12 protein-coding genes are annotated in these 18,578 nt (G+C 38.6%); 9 read left to right on the forward strand and 3 right to left on the reverse strand.

Going from position 1 to position 18,578, the window contains the following annotated elements; translation table 11 throughout:
- The first annotated feature begins 38 nt into the window (after positions 1 to 38).
- Both SK086_RS11945 and SK086_RS11950 read left to right on the forward strand, forming a co-directional pair.
- The gene (locus SK086_RS11945) at positions 39 to 857 is read left to right on the forward strand and encodes a 2OG-Fe(II) oxygenase (RefSeq protein WP_324691898.1); all 819 of its coding nucleotides are present in this window, start codon (positions 39 to 41) and stop codon (positions 855 to 857) included.
- Positions 857 to 2,116 (forward strand): hypothetical protein, encoded by a 1,260-nt coding sequence (locus SK086_RS11950; protein ID WP_324691900.1) that lies wholly within the window; start codon positions 857 to 859, stop codon positions 2,114 to 2,116. The genes SK086_RS11945 and SK086_RS11950 overlap by 1 nt, the downstream gene beginning before the upstream one ends.
- Here SK086_RS11950 and SK086_RS11955 read toward each other — a convergent pair.
- On the reverse strand, positions 2,085 to 2,768 hold the full coding sequence (locus SK086_RS11955) for a cell division ATP-binding protein FtsE (protein WP_324691901.1): 684 nt from the start codon (positions 2,766 to 2,768) through the stop codon (positions 2,085 to 2,087). The two genes, SK086_RS11950 and SK086_RS11955, sit on opposite strands and share 32 nt — an antisense overlap.
- A gap of 281 nt (positions 2,769 to 3,049) precedes the next feature.
- On the opposite strand from SK086_RS11955, the gene SK086_RS11960 reads away from it, so the two are divergent.
- The 3 genes from SK086_RS11960 to SK086_RS11970 all read left to right on the forward strand — a co-directional run bounded on the left by SK086_RS11960 (position 3,050) and on the right by SK086_RS11970 (position 8,372).
- On the forward strand, positions 3,050 to 6,064 hold the full coding sequence (locus tag SK086_RS11960) for a tetratricopeptide repeat protein (protein ID WP_324691902.1): 3,015 nt from the start codon (positions 3,050 to 3,052) through the stop codon (positions 6,062 to 6,064).
- Positions 6,065 to 6,120: 56 nt separating this feature from the next.
- Positions 6,121 to 7,839: a TonB-dependent receptor gene (locus tag SK086_RS11965; protein WP_324691903.1), complete on the forward strand. Its 1,719-nt coding sequence runs from the start codon at positions 6,121 to 6,123 to the stop codon at positions 7,837 to 7,839.
- Positions 7,840 to 7,925: 86 nt separating this feature from the next.
- Positions 7,926 to 8,372 (forward strand): hypothetical protein, encoded by a 447-nt coding sequence (locus SK086_RS11970; RefSeq protein ID WP_324691969.1) that lies wholly within the window; start codon positions 7,926 to 7,928, stop codon positions 8,370 to 8,372.
- 1 nt (position 8,373) lies between these two features.
- Here the strand turns inward: SK086_RS11970 and SK086_RS11975 are convergent, their stop codons facing one another.
- Positions 8,374 to 9,495, reverse strand: a complete 1,122-nt coding sequence (locus tag SK086_RS11975) for a hypothetical protein (protein WP_324691904.1) — start codon at positions 9,493 to 9,495, stop codon at positions 8,374 to 8,376.
- Positions 9,492 to 10,235, reverse strand: coding sequence for a glycosyltransferase family 2 protein (locus SK086_RS11980; RefSeq protein ID WP_324691905.1), 744 nt, complete (start codon positions 10,233 to 10,235; stop codon positions 9,492 to 9,494). Before SK086_RS11980 ends, SK086_RS11975 begins: the two co-directional genes overlap by 4 nt.
- A 205-nt stretch (positions 10,236 to 10,440) precedes the next feature.
- Between SK086_RS11980 and asnB the strand changes: the two genes are divergently transcribed.
- The 4 genes from asnB (at position 10,441) to secDF (ending at position 18,575) form a co-directional block, all read left to right on the forward strand.
- A complete protein-coding gene (gene asnB, locus SK086_RS11985) occupies positions 10,441 to 12,114 on the forward strand; it encodes an asparagine synthase B (protein WP_290877924.1) in 1,674 nt (557 codons plus the stop codon).
- A gap of 245 nt (positions 12,115 to 12,359) precedes the next feature.
- Positions 12,360 to 14,300: a DNA topoisomerase (ATP-hydrolyzing) subunit B gene (gene gyrB, locus SK086_RS11990; protein ID WP_324691907.1), complete on the forward strand. Its 1,941-nt coding sequence runs from the start codon at positions 12,360 to 12,362 to the stop codon at positions 14,298 to 14,300.
- A 142-nt stretch (positions 14,301 to 14,442) separates the two neighbouring features.
- Positions 14,443 to 15,378 (forward strand): malate dehydrogenase, encoded by a 936-nt coding sequence (gene mdh / locus SK086_RS11995; protein WP_324691908.1) that lies wholly within the window; start codon positions 14,443 to 14,445, stop codon positions 15,376 to 15,378.
- A gap of 224 nt (positions 15,379 to 15,602) precedes the next feature.
- Complete coding sequence (gene secDF / locus SK086_RS12000; RefSeq protein WP_324691909.1) at positions 15,603 to 18,575, forward strand: protein translocase subunit SecDF; 2,973 nt, start codon at positions 15,603 to 15,605, stop codon at positions 18,573 to 18,575.
- The last annotated feature ends 3 nt before the right edge of the window (positions 18,576 to 18,578 follow it).

The following is an 18,578-nucleotide window of genomic DNA, read 5'->3' on the forward strand; positions in this document are numbered from 1 at the left end:
TTTACAAAGAAAATATATTTTTTGGCAACTATTACAAGATGAACCGAATTGATTTAGCGAATTCCATTTTTGAAAAATTGCAAGCGCAAAAATCGCAGTTGCTAGCCGACTTTAATAAAGAAAACACACCTATTCGTTATGGTTTTGTGGATGACTTGCTGCCTGAAGCTGTGGCGCAGGAAATTGCTGCCGTATTCCCTAAACCGGAAGCAATGGTGCTCAAAAAAAGCTTGCGCGAAGACAAGTACATCGCGGCACAAATGAATTTATACCATTCGTTGCTGGAAGATATTATATATGCTTTTCAAGATCCGCGAATCGTGGCGTTAATCGGTGAAGTTTGTGGTATAGAGAAACCCATTCCCGACGAAAATTTATACGCCGGCGGAATTTCCTTAATGGGACAAAATCAGTTTTTGAATCCGCATTTGGATAATTCACACGACAAAGACCGCAACTTGTGGCGTGTGCTGAATTTATTGTATTACGTCACACCGGATTGGGAAGAAGCTCACGGCGGTAATTTGGAGCTGTGGCCTAACGGTTTGTCGCAATCGCCCATTACCATTCACAGTAAATTTAATCGTTTGGCCATTATGGAAACCCACAGTCATTCGCTGCATTCCGTTTCTCCTGTGGTTTTTGACGGTTATCGTCGTTGTGTGTCGAATTATTATTTTTCCGAAAAACCATTGTTGGCCGAAGATACTTTTCATGTGACTTCTTTCCGCGGTCGCCCCGAAAACAAACTGGCCGATTTGATTTTACAAGCCGACACCTTCTTGCGAATGGGCATTCGAAAAGTCTTTAAAAAAGGCCTCAAAGAAAATCCACACGTTTATAAAAAAGACCAATAGTGCTAACCTTTATTCAAAAATACCGCTACTCGCTACTGTTAGTGCTCATCGGATTGCTTTGGTTGGAAGTGCTGAATGTGTTGTTGCAACTCGACCGACAGACTTTGTTGTATCCCGATGCTTCTAATTATTTGGAATCGGCTCAAAAGATGTATTTAAAATTTACCGGACATTATTACCGTCCGATGGTAATGGCTTTCATAACCGGATTACCGTATTTGTTTGGGAGTTCTGATGCCGGTATTTTGCAATGGAGTTTGATAGTAAACGTCATGTGTTGGTTAGGTACTTCGTTATTGCTGTTTCAAATTGCCAAAGATTTTTTGAAAACGAAAGTAGCTTTTATTGTGGCCATACTGCCGTTTTTTATTATCGGCAACGCGGTGCTCAATTACCATTTGCTTACGGAAAACATTTACACGTTTTTTATTGTGTTGGCCTTTTACAGTTTGTTTCGCTATTTCAAAACCAACAACTTTTGGTTTTTGTCCTTCAGCTTGTCTTTGTTGCTGTCGAGTATGTTAATCAAGCCCGGCGCGAAGTTTTTGGCGATATTAATCCTATTGTTTTTTATCAAAACGCTTCTGAAAAATCACAAAGCCAAAGCGATGATTTTAATTTACGGCAGTGTGTTGATGATTTTGATTCAACTGGTCGGAATGAAAGTCCAATACGGCGATTTTACCATCAGTTACATTGATGGCGTTACCTATCACAATTATTTGTTCAGCAAAGCGGAATGTTTTAAAAACGGCAAGGAATACCATCAAATCAACAATCCCAGAGCGGAGTATTTGTTCAGTTTGCTTTTTACGGACCAAAAACGAGTGGCTAAAGAAGATGCCATTCTCCAAATCAAAACCAACTTTCCCAACGTAGTTAAAGCGTATTTTGATAACCTTTTGGAAAACACCAAATCGGGTAATGCCTGTGTTTTCGATTTAGAAAATAAAAGAGGAAGTAGCAATTTTACTTTTTGGAAAACTGTTGCTTTTAACTTGTCCAAATGGCAAAACCGATTGTTTACCGTGTTAGGCGTTTTGGTTTCTCTTTATTTTGTGCGAAAGCTATTCATACCAAAGTCAGTTTACGCTTTGATGGCGCTGTTTGTATTGTATACGATAATTTTATCCGGTATATCCTGCGGTCAAGGCGATCGCTTTCATGTGATAACTTTCCCGATTGTCTTCTTGCTTTTGGCTAAAGCATTAATCGAAACCGACCGATTTAAACGGTTTTTTGTACGACTTCAAAAATAGTATTGTCTTCGCATTTCAAGGTTTTCGATGGGAATTTCATCAACAATGCATAATCGTGCGTAGCCATGATTACGGTTTTGCCGTTCTCGTTGATTTTTCGCAATACGCCCAAAACTTCAGCGCTCGTTTGCGGATCTAAGTTTCCGGTAGGTTCATCGGCCAAAATCAATTCGGGATCGTTCAGCAAAGCTCGGGCAATGGCCACTCTTTGTTGTTCTCCACCCGAAAGTTGGTGTGGCATTTTGTTGGCAATGCCTTTTAAACCTACGCGGTCCAAAACGTCATCAATTTTATCTTGCATTTCTTGTTTGTCTGTCCAGCCGGTGGCTTTCAACACAAACAACATATTTTCGTTAACGCTTCGGTCTAACAACAATTGGAAATCTTGAAATACTATTCCGATTTTACGTCTCAAAAACGGAATGTCTTTCTCTTTTAAATTCACCAAATCATAGCCAACAATAGTACCGCTGCCTTCTGTTAAAGGCAAATCGCCGTACAACGTTTTCATAAAACTACTTTTGCCGGTCCCGGTTTTACCAATGATATAAAGGAATTCACCTTCTTTAACTTCCAAGTTGACTTGTGATAAAATCACACGATTTTCTTGATAAATGGTAACGTTTTTCAAAGACAAAACTGTTGCTGACATGGCTAATTGGGTTTATTGGGTAAAAGTAATAAAGATAAGGCTTGATTTCAAAATATATTTTTAAAATTGGTTTGGAGAGAAATAATAATGGAGGGATATACGGATAGATGAGTGATAATAGACGCATTGATGAAAGAAAGAGTCGTTTTGGTGTCTCATATCTCTTAGTCTCTCGTCTCTTCGTCTAAAAAAATTGTTTACAACAATGTTTATAATAAATAACAGGCTTTTTGCGTTATAGGTTTTAGAGTAATATTTTTGAATAAATAAAAAAATTCACCATGCGTAACGTTTTAATGTTATCATTTTTGTTGGGATTGTCAGCAGTTCCAACGATTTCCGCCCAACAATCTGCTATTTACACTCACGAGTTATCCGAGTTTGACAAAGCCGTATTGTTGTACAAAGACAAGCAATACCAATCCGCCCAAATTTTATTTGAGCGAGTGAAGCAAAACAATAAAGAACAAGAAGTAGCGGCTGATTGCGCCTACTATATCGCCAATTGTGCCATTCATTTGAACCAATCGAATGCCGATGAATTGATGGAAAAATTTGTCAAAGATTATCCCACCAGTTCCAAGCAAAATCAAGCGTATATTGAAGTGGCGCAGTATTATTTCGAACAAGGGAAGTTTCCTCAAGCGTTACAGTACTTTGATAAAGTAGACGAAAGTGCGCTGACTTACGAGCAATCCGAGAAATTCACTTTCCAAAAAGGCTATGCTTATTTTACTGCCGGTAATAAAAAAGAAGCCGATGAGTACTTTAAAAAAGTGGTAAACTCTAAAGAATACGGCACGCAGGCCAATTACTATTTGGGCTTCATGAAGTATGAAGACAACAATTATCAAGATGCCAATAAGTATTTTCAAAAAGTAGAAAACGAAGAAAAGTACAAAGAGAAATTGTCCTATTTCAAAGCCGATATGCATTTCAAAGCCGGAGAGTTTGAAAAAGCCATTGAGGCCGGATTGACCGCTATGCCGAATTCCAATGCTGTCGAAAAATCGGAATTGAATAAAATTATAGGCGAGAGTTATTTCAACTTAAAACAATACGATAAAGCGCTGCCGTATCTAAAAGAATACAAAGGCAAAAAAGGCAAATGGAGTAATACCGATTTTTACCAATTGGGTTATGCTTATTACATGCAAAAAGACTATGAAAATGCCATTTTGCAATTCAATAAAATCATAGACGGAAAAGATTTTGTGGCTCAAAACGGCTATTACCATTTGGGAGAATGTTATTTCAAAACCGATAAAAAGCAACAGGCTTTGAACGCTTTCAAAAGTGCTTCAGAAATGGATTTCGACAAAGCCATTCAGGAAGATGCGAACTTAAATTACGCCAAATTGAGTTACGAAATCGGAAACTCTTACCAATCGATTCCGGACGTATTGGCAGCTTTCTTGGCCAAGTATCCGAATTCGCCAAGTAAGATAGAAATTGAGACGCTGTTGATTAACTCGTACATCACCTCGAAAAACTATAAAGACGCCTTGGTTTTATTAGAGAAAAACAATACCGAAACCAACAAACCGGCCTATCAAAAAGTAACATTCTACCGCGGTATCGAATTGTACACCGACGGAAATTACCAAGAAGCTTTGGTCATGTTTAAAAAATCGGCAACCACAGCCAGAACCGAAAAATTCACCGCCAGAGCCACGTTTTGGAAAGGCGAAACCGAGTATGTTTTGGATAATTTCAGCGAAGCGTTGTTGAGTTTCAAACAATTTTTGGGCTACGCTGCCGCCAAAGAAACACCGGAATACAAAAATATCAATTACAATATCGCCTACGCTTATTTCAAACAAAAAGAATACGAGCAAGCCGGAAATTATTTCCAAAGTTATATCGATACTAACAAAGACGACAAAGTGCGTTTGAACGATGCGTATTTGCGTTTGGGAGATTCTCGCTTTGTTACTTCCAAATACTGGCCGGCTATGGATGCTTATAACAAAGCAATTGAAATGAAAGGCATTGACGCGGATTACGCCGCTTTCCAAAAAGCGTTGAGTTACGGATTTGTATCGCGCAACGACAGAAAGATTGAAGATTTCAATAAGTTTTTACAAAATTTCAAAACTTCAAAATACCGCGATGATGCGTTGTTCGAATTAGGAAATACGTATGTGGCCGAGAACAAAACAGATTTAGCCGTGAAAACGTATGACCAATTGTTGGCCGAATTCAAAAATGGTTCCTTTGCTTCCAAAGCGGTTTTGCGTCAAGGTTTGGTGTATTACAACGGTCAGAAAGACGAATTGGCTTTGGCTAAATTCAAAAAAGTAGCCGCCGATTATCCGAGAACTCCCGAAGCCTTAGAAGCGGTTTCAACGGCGCGTTTGATTTACATGGATAACGGTAAAGTAGACGAATATGCATCGTGGGTTAGAACACTCGATTTTGTGGAAGTATCTGATGCCGAATTGGATAACGATACCTACGAAGCTGCCGAAAAACAATACTTGCAAAACAATACCAAACAAGCCATTTCAGGTTTGAGTAGTTATGTGTCGAAATTCCCGAACGGGATTCACGCGCTGAAAGCCAATTTCTACTTAGCGCAATCGTATTATGCCGACGGTTTGGAAGCCAATGCGGTTTCGGGTTACGAGTTTGTAATCAGCAAAAGTCGCAGTGAATTTACGGAGCAATCCTTGGCGCGTTTGTGTGAAATTCACCTCAAGAAAAACGATTACACCAAAGCCGTTCCGGTTTTAAAACGTTTGGAAACAGAGGCTGATTTTCCTCAGAATGTGACTTTCGCGCAAGCCAATTTAATGAGAGCGTATTATGAGCAAAAAGATTACACGAATGCTGTGGTTTATGCTGATAAAGTTTTAGCGAATCCTAAAACCGATAATAAAGTCAAAAGTGATGCGCAAATCATAGTAGCCAGAGCGGCAATTCAGGTGAACGACGAAGCCAAAGCCCGAACCGCTTATGCCAAATTGCTAACTATTGCTAAAGGCGAATTAGCGGCTGAAGCGTTGTATTACGAAGCGTATTTCAAACACAAAGACGGCAAGTTTGAAGACTCGAACAAAACCGTTCAAAAATTAGCTAAAGAATATTCAGGCTACAAGTATTTCGGGGCTAAAGGGTTGGTAATTATGGCTAAAAACTATTACCAGTTGAAAGACAACTTCAGTGCGACATCCATTTTGGACAGTGTGATTAAAAATTTCACCGCTTATCCTGATGTAGTAGCCGAAGCACAAACCGAATTGGATACCATCAAAGGCGAAGCCGCTAAAACGAATTCTTCTGTAACCGAATAAATTTCTCTGTGAATCTCCGAGTTTCTCTGTGAACCTCTGTGTAATTTTAATTAGATATGAAACAAGTAAAATATATAGCAGCCATCCTTTTTGTAACCCAAATCGTTTTCGCCCAAAAGAAAGACGAAAACATCGGAACCGAAGTAGTAAACGTGGTGAAACCTTACACGCCAACGATATCCGATGCTTTTAAAGTAAAAGAAACGCCTTCGTTGGACGACGAAGAAACCCAAAAAAAGGAAAACATCAAATACACTATTTTTTCGTTTCCGGTAGCGTCGACTTTTGCACCTGCTAAAGGAAAAGCCGCCGGTGTTGACAAATCGCCTCAAGAAAAAATCTTCAGTAACTATCTGACCTTAGCGGCCGGAAATTTCGGTACGGTGAACGCGGAATTGTTTGTAACGGAAAACATAAGCAACACGGATTACTTTGGTGGCTCGTTACGCCACAGTTCCTCGCAAGGAGGCATTGACGGCGTGTTTTTAGATGATAAATTCATGAATACTACTTTGGATTTAACTTACGGAAGTCGCACCAATACGATGAACTGGAACGCCGATTTGGGTTACCAACACCAAATTTACAATTGGTACGGTTTTTATCCCGGAACCATTACGCCGGAGACTTTGGCTACCATAGATGAGCAGCAAACGTACCATACTTTATATGTTGGCGGTAGATTAGGATTGAACAACATCTTAAAAGAAAGTTCGGTTAAATTTACCCGTTTTTGGGATGCTTTCGGCTCGGCTGAAAATCGTTTTGTGGCCAAGCCATCACTAGAGTTTGATATTGTAGAACAAAAAATAAAAGCCGATTTTGTATTGGATTACATCAGTGGTTCATTCGACAAAAACATGGTTGGGAATGCGGGTATAAAATACGGTTTTACCAATGTAGGTTTTCAACCGAGTATCAAAATCCAAAAAGATGATTTAACGGTGAATGCCGGAGTAGGTTTCTTTTACAGCGCTGCTCAGGAACAAGGCGAAAGCAAGTTTTTCATCTATCCGCAAGTGACCGGTTCATACAGAGTGGTAGGCGATTTGATGATTTTTTATGCCGGATTGGAAGGCGGACTGAAGCAAAATTCTTATCGCGATTTTGTACAAGAGAATTTCTTTGTTTCTCCAACCTTGATGGTGGCGCCAACCGATCAGAAATATGATATTTATGTAGGGTTGAAAGGAAAGTTAGCCAACAGTGTAAGCTACAACATTCGCGGTTCTTATCTAAACGAAGACAATCGCGCCTTATTCAAAAGCAACGGCTACGAAGAATTAGTTGGTTTTGAAGGTTATCAATACGGCAATTCCTTTAATGTGGTGTATGACAAACTTAAAACCGTAAGTTTCTTTGGTGAGTTGAAAGCCGATTTCTCTAAAAATGTGGCTTTTGGCATTAACGGTACTTTCAGTAGCTATTCGACCGATGTTGAAAGCGAAGCTTGGAATTTACCGGCTTTAAAATTAGGCGCCAGTTTAGACGTGAACATTACTCAAAAATGGTACGCCGGTACTAATGTGTTCTTTGTAGGTGAGAGAAAAGATTTTGCCCATTTTGCTTCTTTAACGCAACCAACTTTTGACACCGAAGTTACCTTAGACAGTTTCTTCGACTTGAATGCACACATCGGTTACAAACACAGCGAGCGTTTGACCTTTTTCTTAAAAGGCAACAATTTAGCCAACCAAGATTACCAACGTTGGTTGAATTTTCCGGTGCAAGGATTACAAGTGTTGGGTGGCGCGAATTATAAGTTTGATTTTTAAATCCGACTTCTTAGATTTTTACACTTCTTAGAAAGTAAGAATTATAGATCTAAGAAGTCTAAGTTAGTCTAAAGATCCAATTATCTATAGTGAAACAACAAATCCTCCAATCCTACAAGCAATTAGTTCAAGACCGCATTGATGTTTTCCAAGACATGATTTCCGGGTTGACTGATGACGCACAAAACGATGCCAAAGGTTCCGCAGGCGACAAACACGAAACGGCTTTGTCGATGATGCATTTGGAACAAGAAAAACTCAACCATAAGTTGCAGGAAGTTCTAGCCCAAAAAGCCGTATTGGATAAAATTGATGCCTCGGTTGTACATCAAAAAGTGGCTTTAGGCAGTTTGGTACAAACCAATCGCATGTGCTTGTTTGTTAGTACCGCTTTGCCTAAAATAACGCTAAACGATAAAACGGTTTTTGCGATTTCTCCTCAGTCGCCTTTAGGTACAGTTTTGATGGGGAATGGTATTGGCTATACTGCGGAAATTAATGGGAAAGAATACACTATAGTGCAACTTTATTAAATTAGTTTTCCTTTACTAGATAGTAAAGTGCAAAAGGCAAACACAAGATAAAATAGGATATGTCAGCAAAACTATCGACGAAAGTTTTCTGATAACCCAGAAGATAAATCCAATAGATAAAGTAAAAGGCTATAGTGCAAAAAAGTACTATTCCGCTGTACAGATAAACTTCATTTTCTGTTTTACAATAAAGGCCTGCTACAAAAGCGGTTAAGATAAAAAACAAAGTAAACTTAAAGGGCATTAAAAAACTTGATTGAATAATAAACGGATTCATCGTTAAAAAAGCATCAAAGTGATTCCATATAAAAGGAACGAATGTTATACCAAAGGTAATTACCGTTGCTATACCAATTAACAAAGTTTCTTTCAAGGTGATTTTTTTTGATTTCATTGCATAAACAAATGCGATGATAAAAGGAATTACAAAAACATTTCTTGTAGACAAAACAAGGCCTATTAAACTTCCTGTCAGGATTGCTTTTTTTGCGTTAAACGTATTTTGATTGTTAAAAAATACTAATACAGCTAAAACAATTGTACCATTAAAAAACACATTGCTCCTACAAACTACTTCCCATAAATAGGGTAAACTAATTAGTGATAAAAGAAGAACTATATGATTTACAGGGTTTAGTTTTACAGTCTTTTCTAAAAAATAGTAAAATGCTATTGCCCCCATTAAAGAGAGTAATCCTAGCTCTTTTAAGAAATAAAATGGTAGAGCCAAAATAAAATAGAACGGCATAGGACCGGGATAATTGCCGACATTTGATTTGGCGAGATAAACATAATCTCCTTTGAAATAATTGTCCCAAAAGGAAGTGATGACACTCCACCTGTCTACGTTTAATGATTCGACATCAATTAGTTTGAAAATAATTAAACCGAAAAGCAAAAAAGTTGATAGTATGAAGATTGTTAGTTTTTTTAATCCCGGTATTTTTTTGATAATTGTTTCTCTTTTCAACCAAAAAAGAAGATAGAATGAAACAATACCGAGAGATAAGGATACATAATATGGACTTATTCTAGCAATATATTTTAAAGCAAATAAAAAATTAACCATCAAAAAAATGGATAAGGCGATATTGCTTTTATAGGTTGTGTTTTTAAGCTTCACGATTTGAAAATAGTTGCTTTATGAATTCCAATTTTACTTAAAAAATATTGAATAGAAATCTTAATAACCCCTAATCCGTATTTTAAACTTCTCGAAAAATTAATCGATGAAGCGTCTTCAAAATATTTAGTAGGGCAAGTGATTTCCGCAATTTCAAATCCTTTGTGAAATATTTGGGCGATGAATTGATTGTCGAAAATAAAATCATTCGAGTTTTTGTTGAAATCAATTTGTTCCAATACTGCTCGTGAATAAGCACGATAACCCGTGTGGTATTCCGATAATTTTTGATTCATCAAGATGTTTTGAAATAAAGTCAGAAATCGATTGGCTACGTATTTATACAAAGGCATTCCGCCTTTCAAAGCGCCTTTGCCTAAAATTCTGGAACCAATTACCACCGGATAAACCTCGTTGGCTATCAAATAACTCATAGAGTGAATTAGCTTGGGTGTATATTGATAATCCGGATGGAGCATGATGATTATATCGCCGCCAATTTCCAACGCCTTGTTGTAACAACTTTTTTGATTGCCACCATAGCCTAAATTTTTTTCATGAGAAATTATGTGCTTAATACCAAGTTGTTTAGCGATTTCTTTCGTGTTGTCGTTACTGTTGTCATCAACTAATATTACTTCATCTACAATTTCAAAAGGAATTTCATTGTAAGTGTCCGATAATGTTTTGCCGGCATTGTATGCGGGAAGTACTACAATGATTTTTTTCTGGTTAATCATCTTCAGAATTATAAGTGATTATTCTTTTGTAAACTTAAGCTATAAATTGATATTTTTCACCAAACAGTTTGTTTTTGGTTTTAATAAGTTTATAAATAAAACATATTTTCATATTATAGTTTAAAATGTTAATTAAAAATAATATTATGTTTTTGTTTTATAACTAAAAGGGCATCTTTGCCCTATCGAAATAAATAATTAAGTTATGTGCGGAATTGTATGCGCCTTTGAATTAAAGCAAAAATCAGAAACCTTAAGACCACAAGTGTTGGAAATGTCGAAAATCATCCGCCATCGCGGTCCGGATTGGAGCGGTATTTTCAGTAATGATAAAGCCATTTTGGCCCACGAAAGATTAGCCATTGTAGATCCGGCTTCGGGTAAACAACCTTTGTTCAGTAAAGACGGAAGGTTGGTTTTGGCCGCTAACGGAGAAATATACAACCACCAATTGTTGCGTCAACAATTTGAAGGAAAATACGAATTCCAAACCCAAAGTGATTGCGAAGTTATTTTGGCGCTCTACCAAGAAAAAGGACCGCATTTTATAGACGAAATGAACGGTATCTTCGGATTTGCTTTGTACGATGTAGAAAAAGACGAATACTTCATTGCTCGTGATCACATGGGAATCATTCCGTTGTATATGGGTTGGGATCAATTCGGAACATTTTACGTAGCTTCCGAATTGAAAGCTTTAGAAGGTTATTGTACCAAAATCGAGTTGTTTCCGCCTGGCCATTATTTGTCGAGTAAAGACGGCGAATTAGTGCAATGGTACCAAAGAGAATGGACCGAGTTCGAAGCGGTTAAAGCAAACGAAACCAGCATTCAAGAAATCAGAAAAGCGTTGGAAGCAGCCGTTCACCGTCAGTTGATGAGCGATGTGCCTTACGGCGTATTGTTGTCCGGCGGATTAGATTCTTCCATCACTTCGGCCATCGCCAAAAAGTTTGCCCAAAAGCGAATCGAATCCGGCGATACGGTTGATGCTTGGTATCCGCAATTGCACTCCTTTGCCGTTGGCTTAGAAGGTTCGCCCGATTTGGCCGCTGCCCGAAAAGTCGCCGATCATTTGGGAACGATTCACCACGAAATCAAATTCACCATACAAGAAGGCTTAGATGCTGTTCGCGATGTGATCTACAATATAGAAACCTACGATGTTACTACCATTCGGGCTTCTACGCCTATGTATTTAATGGCCAGAGTCATCAAATCGATGGGCATCAAAATGGTGCTTTCCGGCGAAGGCTCGGACGAATTGTTTGGCGGTTATTTGTATTTCCACAAAGCGCCGAATGCTAAAGAGTTTCACGAAGAAACCGTTCGAAAATTGAGCAAACTCCACATGTACGATTGTTTGCGCGCCAACAAAAGTTTGGCTGCCTGGGGCATCGAAGGTCGAGTGCCGTTTTTAGACAAAGAGTTTATGGATGTGGCGATGCGAATCAACCCACAAGATAAAATGATCAATGGCGAGCGTATGGAAAAATGGGTGTTGCGCAAAGCTTTTGAAGATATGTTACCCGAAAGTGTGGCTTGGCGCCAAAAAGAGCAATTCAGTGACGGCGTAGGCTACAGTTGGATTGATACTTTGAAAGCTATGGTGGCTCAGGAAATCACCGATGAGCAATTGGCCAACGCCAAATACAAGTTTCCGATACAAACCCCAACGTCGAAAGAAGAGTATTATTACCGTTCCATTTTTAACGAACATTTTCCAAGCGATACAGCGGCTTTAAGCGTACCACAAGAAGCCAGTGTGGCTTGTAGTACCAAAGTTGCTTTAGAATGGGATGAAGCCTTTAAAAACCTAAATGATCCATCGGGCAGAGCTGTGGCTAATGTTCACGAAGAAGCCTACGTAAAAGCATAAAATGCTCTTTCGCTTAGTCTCGAAAAGCATTATTACAGTAAAGTCGAGTGCTCAAACTTGATTGAATTGAAGTTTAGTTTGTTTGTTGAAAAACGTCTGTCATTTTTGGCAGGCGTTTTTTGTTGAAATCCGGCCAAAAATGTTAATAACTTAAAGCTTTTAACCCCTTTTTTCAATAGGAAATCCTATGCGTTTTTATATATTTGCGTGTTAGACAAAAAATACATTTTTTACGATAAAATTATATGAGCGACGAGATTAAAAAGAACAATTATTCAGCCGATAGTATTCAGGCGTTAGAAGGAATGGAGCACGTAAGAATGCGTCCTTCCATGTACATTGGAGATACCGGAGTTAGAGGTTTGCACCACTTGGTTTATGAGGTGGTTGACAACTCTATCGATGAGGCTTTGGCTGGACATTGTGATACCATCAGTGTAATAATCAATGAAGACAATTCTATTACCGTTGAAGATAATGGACGCGGTATTCCGGTAGACCTGCATAAAAAAGAAGGCGTTTCGGCTTTGGAAGTAGTAATGACCAAAATCGGAGCAGGAGGTAAGTTTGACAAAGATTCTTATAAAGTTTCCGGAGGTTTGCACGGGGTTGGTGTATCGTGTGTGAATGCGCTATCCGATCATTTACGCGCTACCGTTTTTCGTGATGGTAAAGTATACGAGCAAGAATACGAAAGAGGAAAATCATTATATCCTGTAAAGCAAATAGGCGAAACTGATAAAAGAGGAACTACGGTTACGTTTAAGCCGGATGCTACTATTTTTACCCAAACCTTAGAATATTCTTATGATACTTTAGCGGCGCGTATGCGTGAGTTGTCTTTTTTGAACAAAGGCATCACCATTACTTTAACCGATAAACGATTTACCAAAGAAAACGGGGAGTATGAAGGAGAAGTTTTTCACTCTAAAGAAGGATTGAAAGAGTTTGTCAAGTTCTTAGACGGCAACAGAATTCCTATCATCGGTCACGTGATTTCGATGGAAAATGACAAAGGTGAAATTCCGGTAGAAGTGGCGTTGATTTACAACGAAAGCTACTCGGAAAACATTTTCTCTTATGTAAACAACATCAACACACACGAAGGAGGAACGCATTTACAAGGTTTCCGTATGGGGTTAACCCGTACGTTGAAAAAATATGCTGACGCTTCGGGATTATTAGAAAAATTAAAGTTTGAAATTTCCGGCGATGACTTCCGTGAAGGGTTAACTGCGATTATTTCGGTAAAAGTGGCAGAGCCTCAGTTTGAAGGACAAACCAAAACCAAATTAGGGAACAGAGAAGTAGTGTCTCCGGTTTCTCAAGCGGTGGCGGAAATGTTGGAAAATTATTTGGAAGAAAACCCGAATGACGCCAAAATCATTGTACAAAAAGTAATCTTAGCAGCTCAGGCACGTCATGCAGCCAAAAAAGCGCGTGAAATGGTACAACGCAAAACCGTTTTGGGCGGTGGTGGTTTACCGGGTAAATTATCGGATTGTTCTGAGCAAGATCCGGCCAGATGTGAGATTTTCTTCGTCGAGGGAGATTCCGCGGGAGGAACGGCAAAACAAGGACGCGACCGTAATTTCCAAGCCATCATGCCATTGCGTGGTAAGATTTTGAACGTGGAAAAAGCGATGCACCACAAAGTGTTTGAAAACGAAGAGATTCGCAATATTTTCACCGCTTTAGGTGTGACTATCGGAACCGAAGAAGACAGCAAGGCGTTGAACATAGAAAAATTAAGATACCATAAAGTAGTCATCATGTGTGATGCCGACGTTGACGGTAGTCACATCGCTACGCTAATCTTAACCTTCTTCTTCCGTTTTATGCGCGAGTTGATTGAAAACGGTCACGTTTACATTGCCACACCGCCGTTGTATTTGGTGAAAAAAGGAAACAAAAAAGAATACGCTTGGAACGATGACCAGCGTGACATAGCCAACGAAAAAATGGGCGGAAGTGCTACCATCCAACGTTATAAAGGTTTGGGAGAGATGAACGCAGAACAGTTGTGGGAAACTACCATGAATCCGGAGTTCAGAACTTTGCGTCAGGTTACGATTGACAGTTTGGCGGAAGCCGACAGAATCTTCTCGATGTTGATGGGTGATGAGGTGCCGCCACGTAGAGAGTTTATCGAGAAAAATGCTGTGTACGCTAAAATTGATGCGTAACTAGCCCCGATTGAAGCGAAAATCCTTTTTGTTTTGTCACCCTGAGCGCAGTCGAAGGGCTTTTTACAAAACAAAAAGATTGCAGCGTAAAGCGGGATTAGCTCCAAATGAAAATAAAGAAACAACAAAATATTATACAAAAATGAAAGTTACTATTGTAGGAGCAGGAAACGTAGGTGCTACTTGTGCCGATGCGATTGCTTACAGAAGAATTGCCAGCGAAATTGTGTTGGTGGATATCAGAGAAGGTTTTGCTGAAGGGAAAGCGTTAGACATTACGCAAACCCAAACCACTTTAGGGTTCAATACCAAAGTAGTAGGAAGTACTAATGATTATGCTAAAACTGCAGGCAGTGATGTGGTGGTAATTACTTCAGGAGTGCCGAGAAAACCGGGTATGACTCGTGAAGAATTAATCGGAATCAATGCCGGAATTGTTAAAGGTGTGGCTGAGAGTTTATTACAACATTCGCCAAATGCTATTTTTGTGATTGTGTCTAATCCAATGGATACAATGACGTATTTGGCTTATAAATCGTTAGGCTTACCAAAAAACAGAATTATCGGAATGGGCGGAACGTTAGACAGTTCTCGTTTCAAAACCTATTTGTCTTTGGCTTTAGACAAGCCGGCTAACGATATTCAAGGAATGGTTATTGGTGGTCACGGTGATACTACTATGATTCCGTTAACCCGTTTGGCGTCGTACAACGGTGTGCCGGTTTCTCAGTTTTTATCGGAAGAAGCTTTGGCTAAAGTGGCCGCTGATACTATGGTAGGTGGTGCGACTTTAACAGGTTTGTTAGGTACTTCTGCTTGGTATGCGCCGGGCGCTTCTGTAGCGTATTTGGTAGATGCTATTTTGAACGACCAAAAGAAAATGATTCCGTGTTCAGTGTTTTTAGAAGGCGAGTACGGTCAGAGTGATATTTGCATCGGAGTGCCTTGTATTATTGGTAAAAACGGGGTGGAACAAATTGTAGACATTCAATTAAATGAGGCCGAAAAAGCTTTGTTTGCGAAGAGTGCCGATGCGGTTCGCAACATGAACAACGATTTAAAATCGCATTTAGCATAATATATTAAGGTAAGATAAAAAAAGACTGCAATCTTTGCAGTCTTTTTTTTGATATTAATCGAGAAAATATTGGTTAATCTTATCTATAATTATATATTTGCACGTTTCATAAAAAACGGGATGATTGTAAATACAAGGCTTTCTTTGGTAAAGTTTTGAATTTCAGCTGTTTTAATTTTTGTGAGGGCAAGAGAAAACAAAGAATTAATTAATTTTTAGTAATAATGCAGAATAAAGGACTAGTTAAGTTTTTCGCAATTTTATTTGCATTGGTAAGTATTTACCAATTATCGTTCACTTTTGTGGCCAATAAAGTAAAAAGTGACGCCAAAACATTTGCGGGAGGAAATCCTGAGAAAGAAATCAAATACCTTGACTCGATAGGCAAGGAAAAAGTGTTTCTGGATTTCTTTACTTACAATGATGTAAAAGACAAACAAATTAATAAAGGTTTGGACCTTGAAGGAGGAATTAACGTAATTCTTCAAATCTCTGTAAAAGATGTTTTGAAACAATTATCTAACAATTCTAAAAATCCGGTTTTCAACAAAGCTTTGGAAGATGCTACGGCAAACCAAAAAGGAAATCAGTCTTATTTGGATGCTTTCTTTGAAGCTTTTGAGGCTAACAAAGGAACAACCAAATTGGCTTCGCCTGATATTTTTGCCAACAGAAATTTTGACGATCAAGAGTTGAACTTCAATTCAACTGACGATCAAGTTAAAAAAGTTTTGCGTAGAAAAGTTGACGAGTCAGTAGAATCGGCTTTCGGTGTATTGAGAAGTCGTATCGATAAATTCGGGGTAACCCAACCCAACATTGCTAAATTAGGTCAAACCGGAAGAATCTTAATCGAGTTACCGGGTGCTAAAGATGTTGACCGTATCAAAAAATTAGTTTCCAGTAAAGCGGAATTAGAGTTTTGGGAAACTTTCAAAGCGGAAGAATTAGGCGGGTTTTTACAACAAGCCAACGAAACTTTAAAAGCGACTGTTAAAACTACTGAAAAAACCGAAGCTGTTAAAGCTGAGGATTCATTGACAAAATTATTGACTGACAAAAGCAGTGATTCTGCGGCTGCTAAAAAAGGAAATAATCCGTTATTCGATAAATTCGTATCTATCGGTGGTGGTCCTATCTTAGCAATTGTTAATACTAAAGATACAGCTGCTGTAAGCGGTTATTTAAAAAGACCGGAAATTCGTTCTATGTTACCTGGTGACAAACGTTTTGCTAAATTCGTTTGGGGTAAACCAACCTCAGTAACTGACGAAAAAACTAAAAAAGAAACCGAAACGGTTGAATTGTATGCTTTGAAAGGCAACAAAGATGATGCGGCTCCATTAAGCGGTGGTGTTATTGTTGATGCCAGAGATACTTTTGACCAGATGGGTAAACCGGCTGTTTCTATGCAAATGAATGGTGCCGGATCTAAAGAATGGGAAAAATTAACCGGTAACGCTTACACCCAAAAAAGCTTTATCGCTATCGCTTTAGATAATGTAGTATACTCTGCACCGGGTGTTACTTCCGGACCAATTGCCGGTGGTAGATCTGAAATCACAGGTAGTTTTAACGTAGCGGAGACCAAAGACTTAGCAAACGTATTAAGAGCAGGTAAATTGCCGGCTACTGCTGAAATCATTCAATCAGAAATCGTAGGACCATCTTTAGGACAAAAAGCTATTGATGCGGGTATGACTTCATCAATTGTTGGTTTCTTGTTAGTATGTTTATGGATGGTATTCTACTATGGAAGAGCAGGTTGGTATGCTAACGTTGCTTTGTTAGTCAACTTATTGTTCTTGTTTGGTATCTTAGCCAGTTTAGGTGCAGTATTGACTTTACCGGGTATTGCGGGTATCGTATTAACTTTAGGTACAGCCGTGGATGCGAATATCATTATCTATGAAAGAGCTAAAGAAGAATTACGCGACGGAAAATCATTGGCCGATGCCGTAAAAACTTCTTACGGTTGGAAAGGGGCTATGCGTTCTATTATTGATGCTAACGTTACTCACGTGTTAACAGGTGCTATCTTATTCATTTTCGGAACAGGACCAATCCAAGGTTTTGCTACTACTTTGTTAATCGGTATTTTCACTTCATTGTTCACTTCTATCTTTATCGCCAGAATGTTTATTGATAAAGACATTGCGAACAATAGAAGTTTGATGTTCTCTACCAACTTAACTAAAAATTGGTTTACCGGTTTCCACTTCGACTTTATCGGAATCAAGAAAATCTCTTACGTTTTCTCTACTTTAGTGGTAATTGTAAGTTGTGTTTCGTTCTATTTCAACGGATTGGATGAAGGTGTAGATTTCGTTGGAGGAAGAACTTTCCAAGTGAAATTTGAAAAACCGGTTGAAGCTACTCAAGTGTCTGAGGAATTAACGGCAGCATTCGGAGTAACCGTAGAAGCTAAAGTTTTCGGAGATGACGATCAGTTGAAAGTAACTACCAAATATAAAATCAAAGAAGATGGCGTGGAAGTAGATAAAGAAGTAAATGAATTGTTGTTCAATACTTTGAAAAAATACTACAGTGCTGATTTGACTTATGACAAATTCATCAATACTTACGACGGAAAACAAGTAGGTGTTTTACAAGCTTCTAAAGTTGGTGCTTCTATCTCAGCCGATATCAAAACCAACTCTTTCTGGGCGGTTTTAGGCGCTATGTTGGTTGTTGGTATTTACTTAGTAATCTCTTTCCGTAAGTGGCAATATTCTTTAGGCGCTATTGCTGCTATCTTACACGACGTTATTTTCGTATTAGGATTGTATTCATTATTATACAAATACATGCCATTCCACATGGAAATGGACCAACACTTTATAGCCGCGATCTTAACGGTAATCGGTTACTCTATGAACGATACTGTAATTGTATTCGACAGGGTTCGTGAGTTCTTGGCCGGTAATATTAAAGGCTCGTTCAAAGATGTGGTAAATGCGTCTATTAATACTACGCTTTCCAGAACTATCAATACTTCATTGACGATGATTTTGGTATTGTTAATCATGTTCATCTTTGGTGGTGAATCCATTCGTGGATTTATCTTCGCGATGTTGGTTGGTATCGTAGTAGGAACGTACTCTTCCTTGTTTATTGCAACGCCAATCTTGGTGGATAGTGTAAGCAAAAAAGACATCGAAGAAATCGAAAGTCGTCACAAAGGAGAACAAGCTTAGTCT

It is taken from the genome of Flavobacterium cheonhonense (assembly GCF_035671315.1).
Taxonomy (GTDB): domain Bacteria; phylum Bacteroidota; class Bacteroidia; order Flavobacteriales; family Flavobacteriaceae; genus Flavobacterium; species Flavobacterium cheonhonense.

What these genes read in the sequence shown, in the direction of transcription:
- SK086_RS11945 (WP_324691898.1), top strand. Translation starts at nt 39, where the DNA reads ATGAACCGAATTGATTTAGCGAATTCCATTTTTGAAAAATTGCAAGCG.
- SK086_RS11955 (WP_324691901.1), bottom strand. Translation starts at nt 2,768, where the DNA reads ATGTCAGCAACAGTTTTGTCTTTGAAAAACGTTACCATTTATCAAGAA.
- SK086_RS11960 (WP_324691902.1), top strand. Translation starts at nt 3,050, where the DNA reads ATGCGTAACGTTTTAATGTTATCATTTTTGTTGGGATTGTCAGCAGTT.
- SK086_RS11965 (WP_324691903.1), top strand. Translation starts at nt 6,121, where the DNA reads ATGAAACAAGTAAAATATATAGCAGCCATCCTTTTTGTAACCCAAATC.
- SK086_RS11980 (WP_324691905.1), bottom strand. Translation starts at nt 10,235, where the DNA reads ATGATTAACCAGAAAAAAATCATTGTAGTACTTCCCGCATACAATGCC.
- asnB (WP_290877924.1), top strand. Translation starts at nt 10,441, where the DNA reads ATGTGCGGAATTGTATGCGCCTTTGAATTAAAGCAAAAATCAGAAACC.
- gyrB (WP_324691907.1), top strand. Translation starts at nt 12,360, where the DNA reads ATGAGCGACGAGATTAAAAAGAACAATTATTCAGCCGATAGTATTCAG.
- mdh (WP_324691908.1), top strand. Translation starts at nt 14,443, where the DNA reads ATGAAAGTTACTATTGTAGGAGCAGGAAACGTAGGTGCTACTTGTGCC.
- secDF (WP_324691909.1), top strand. Translation starts at nt 15,603, where the DNA reads ATGCAGAATAAAGGACTAGTTAAGTTTTTCGCAATTTTATTTGCATTG.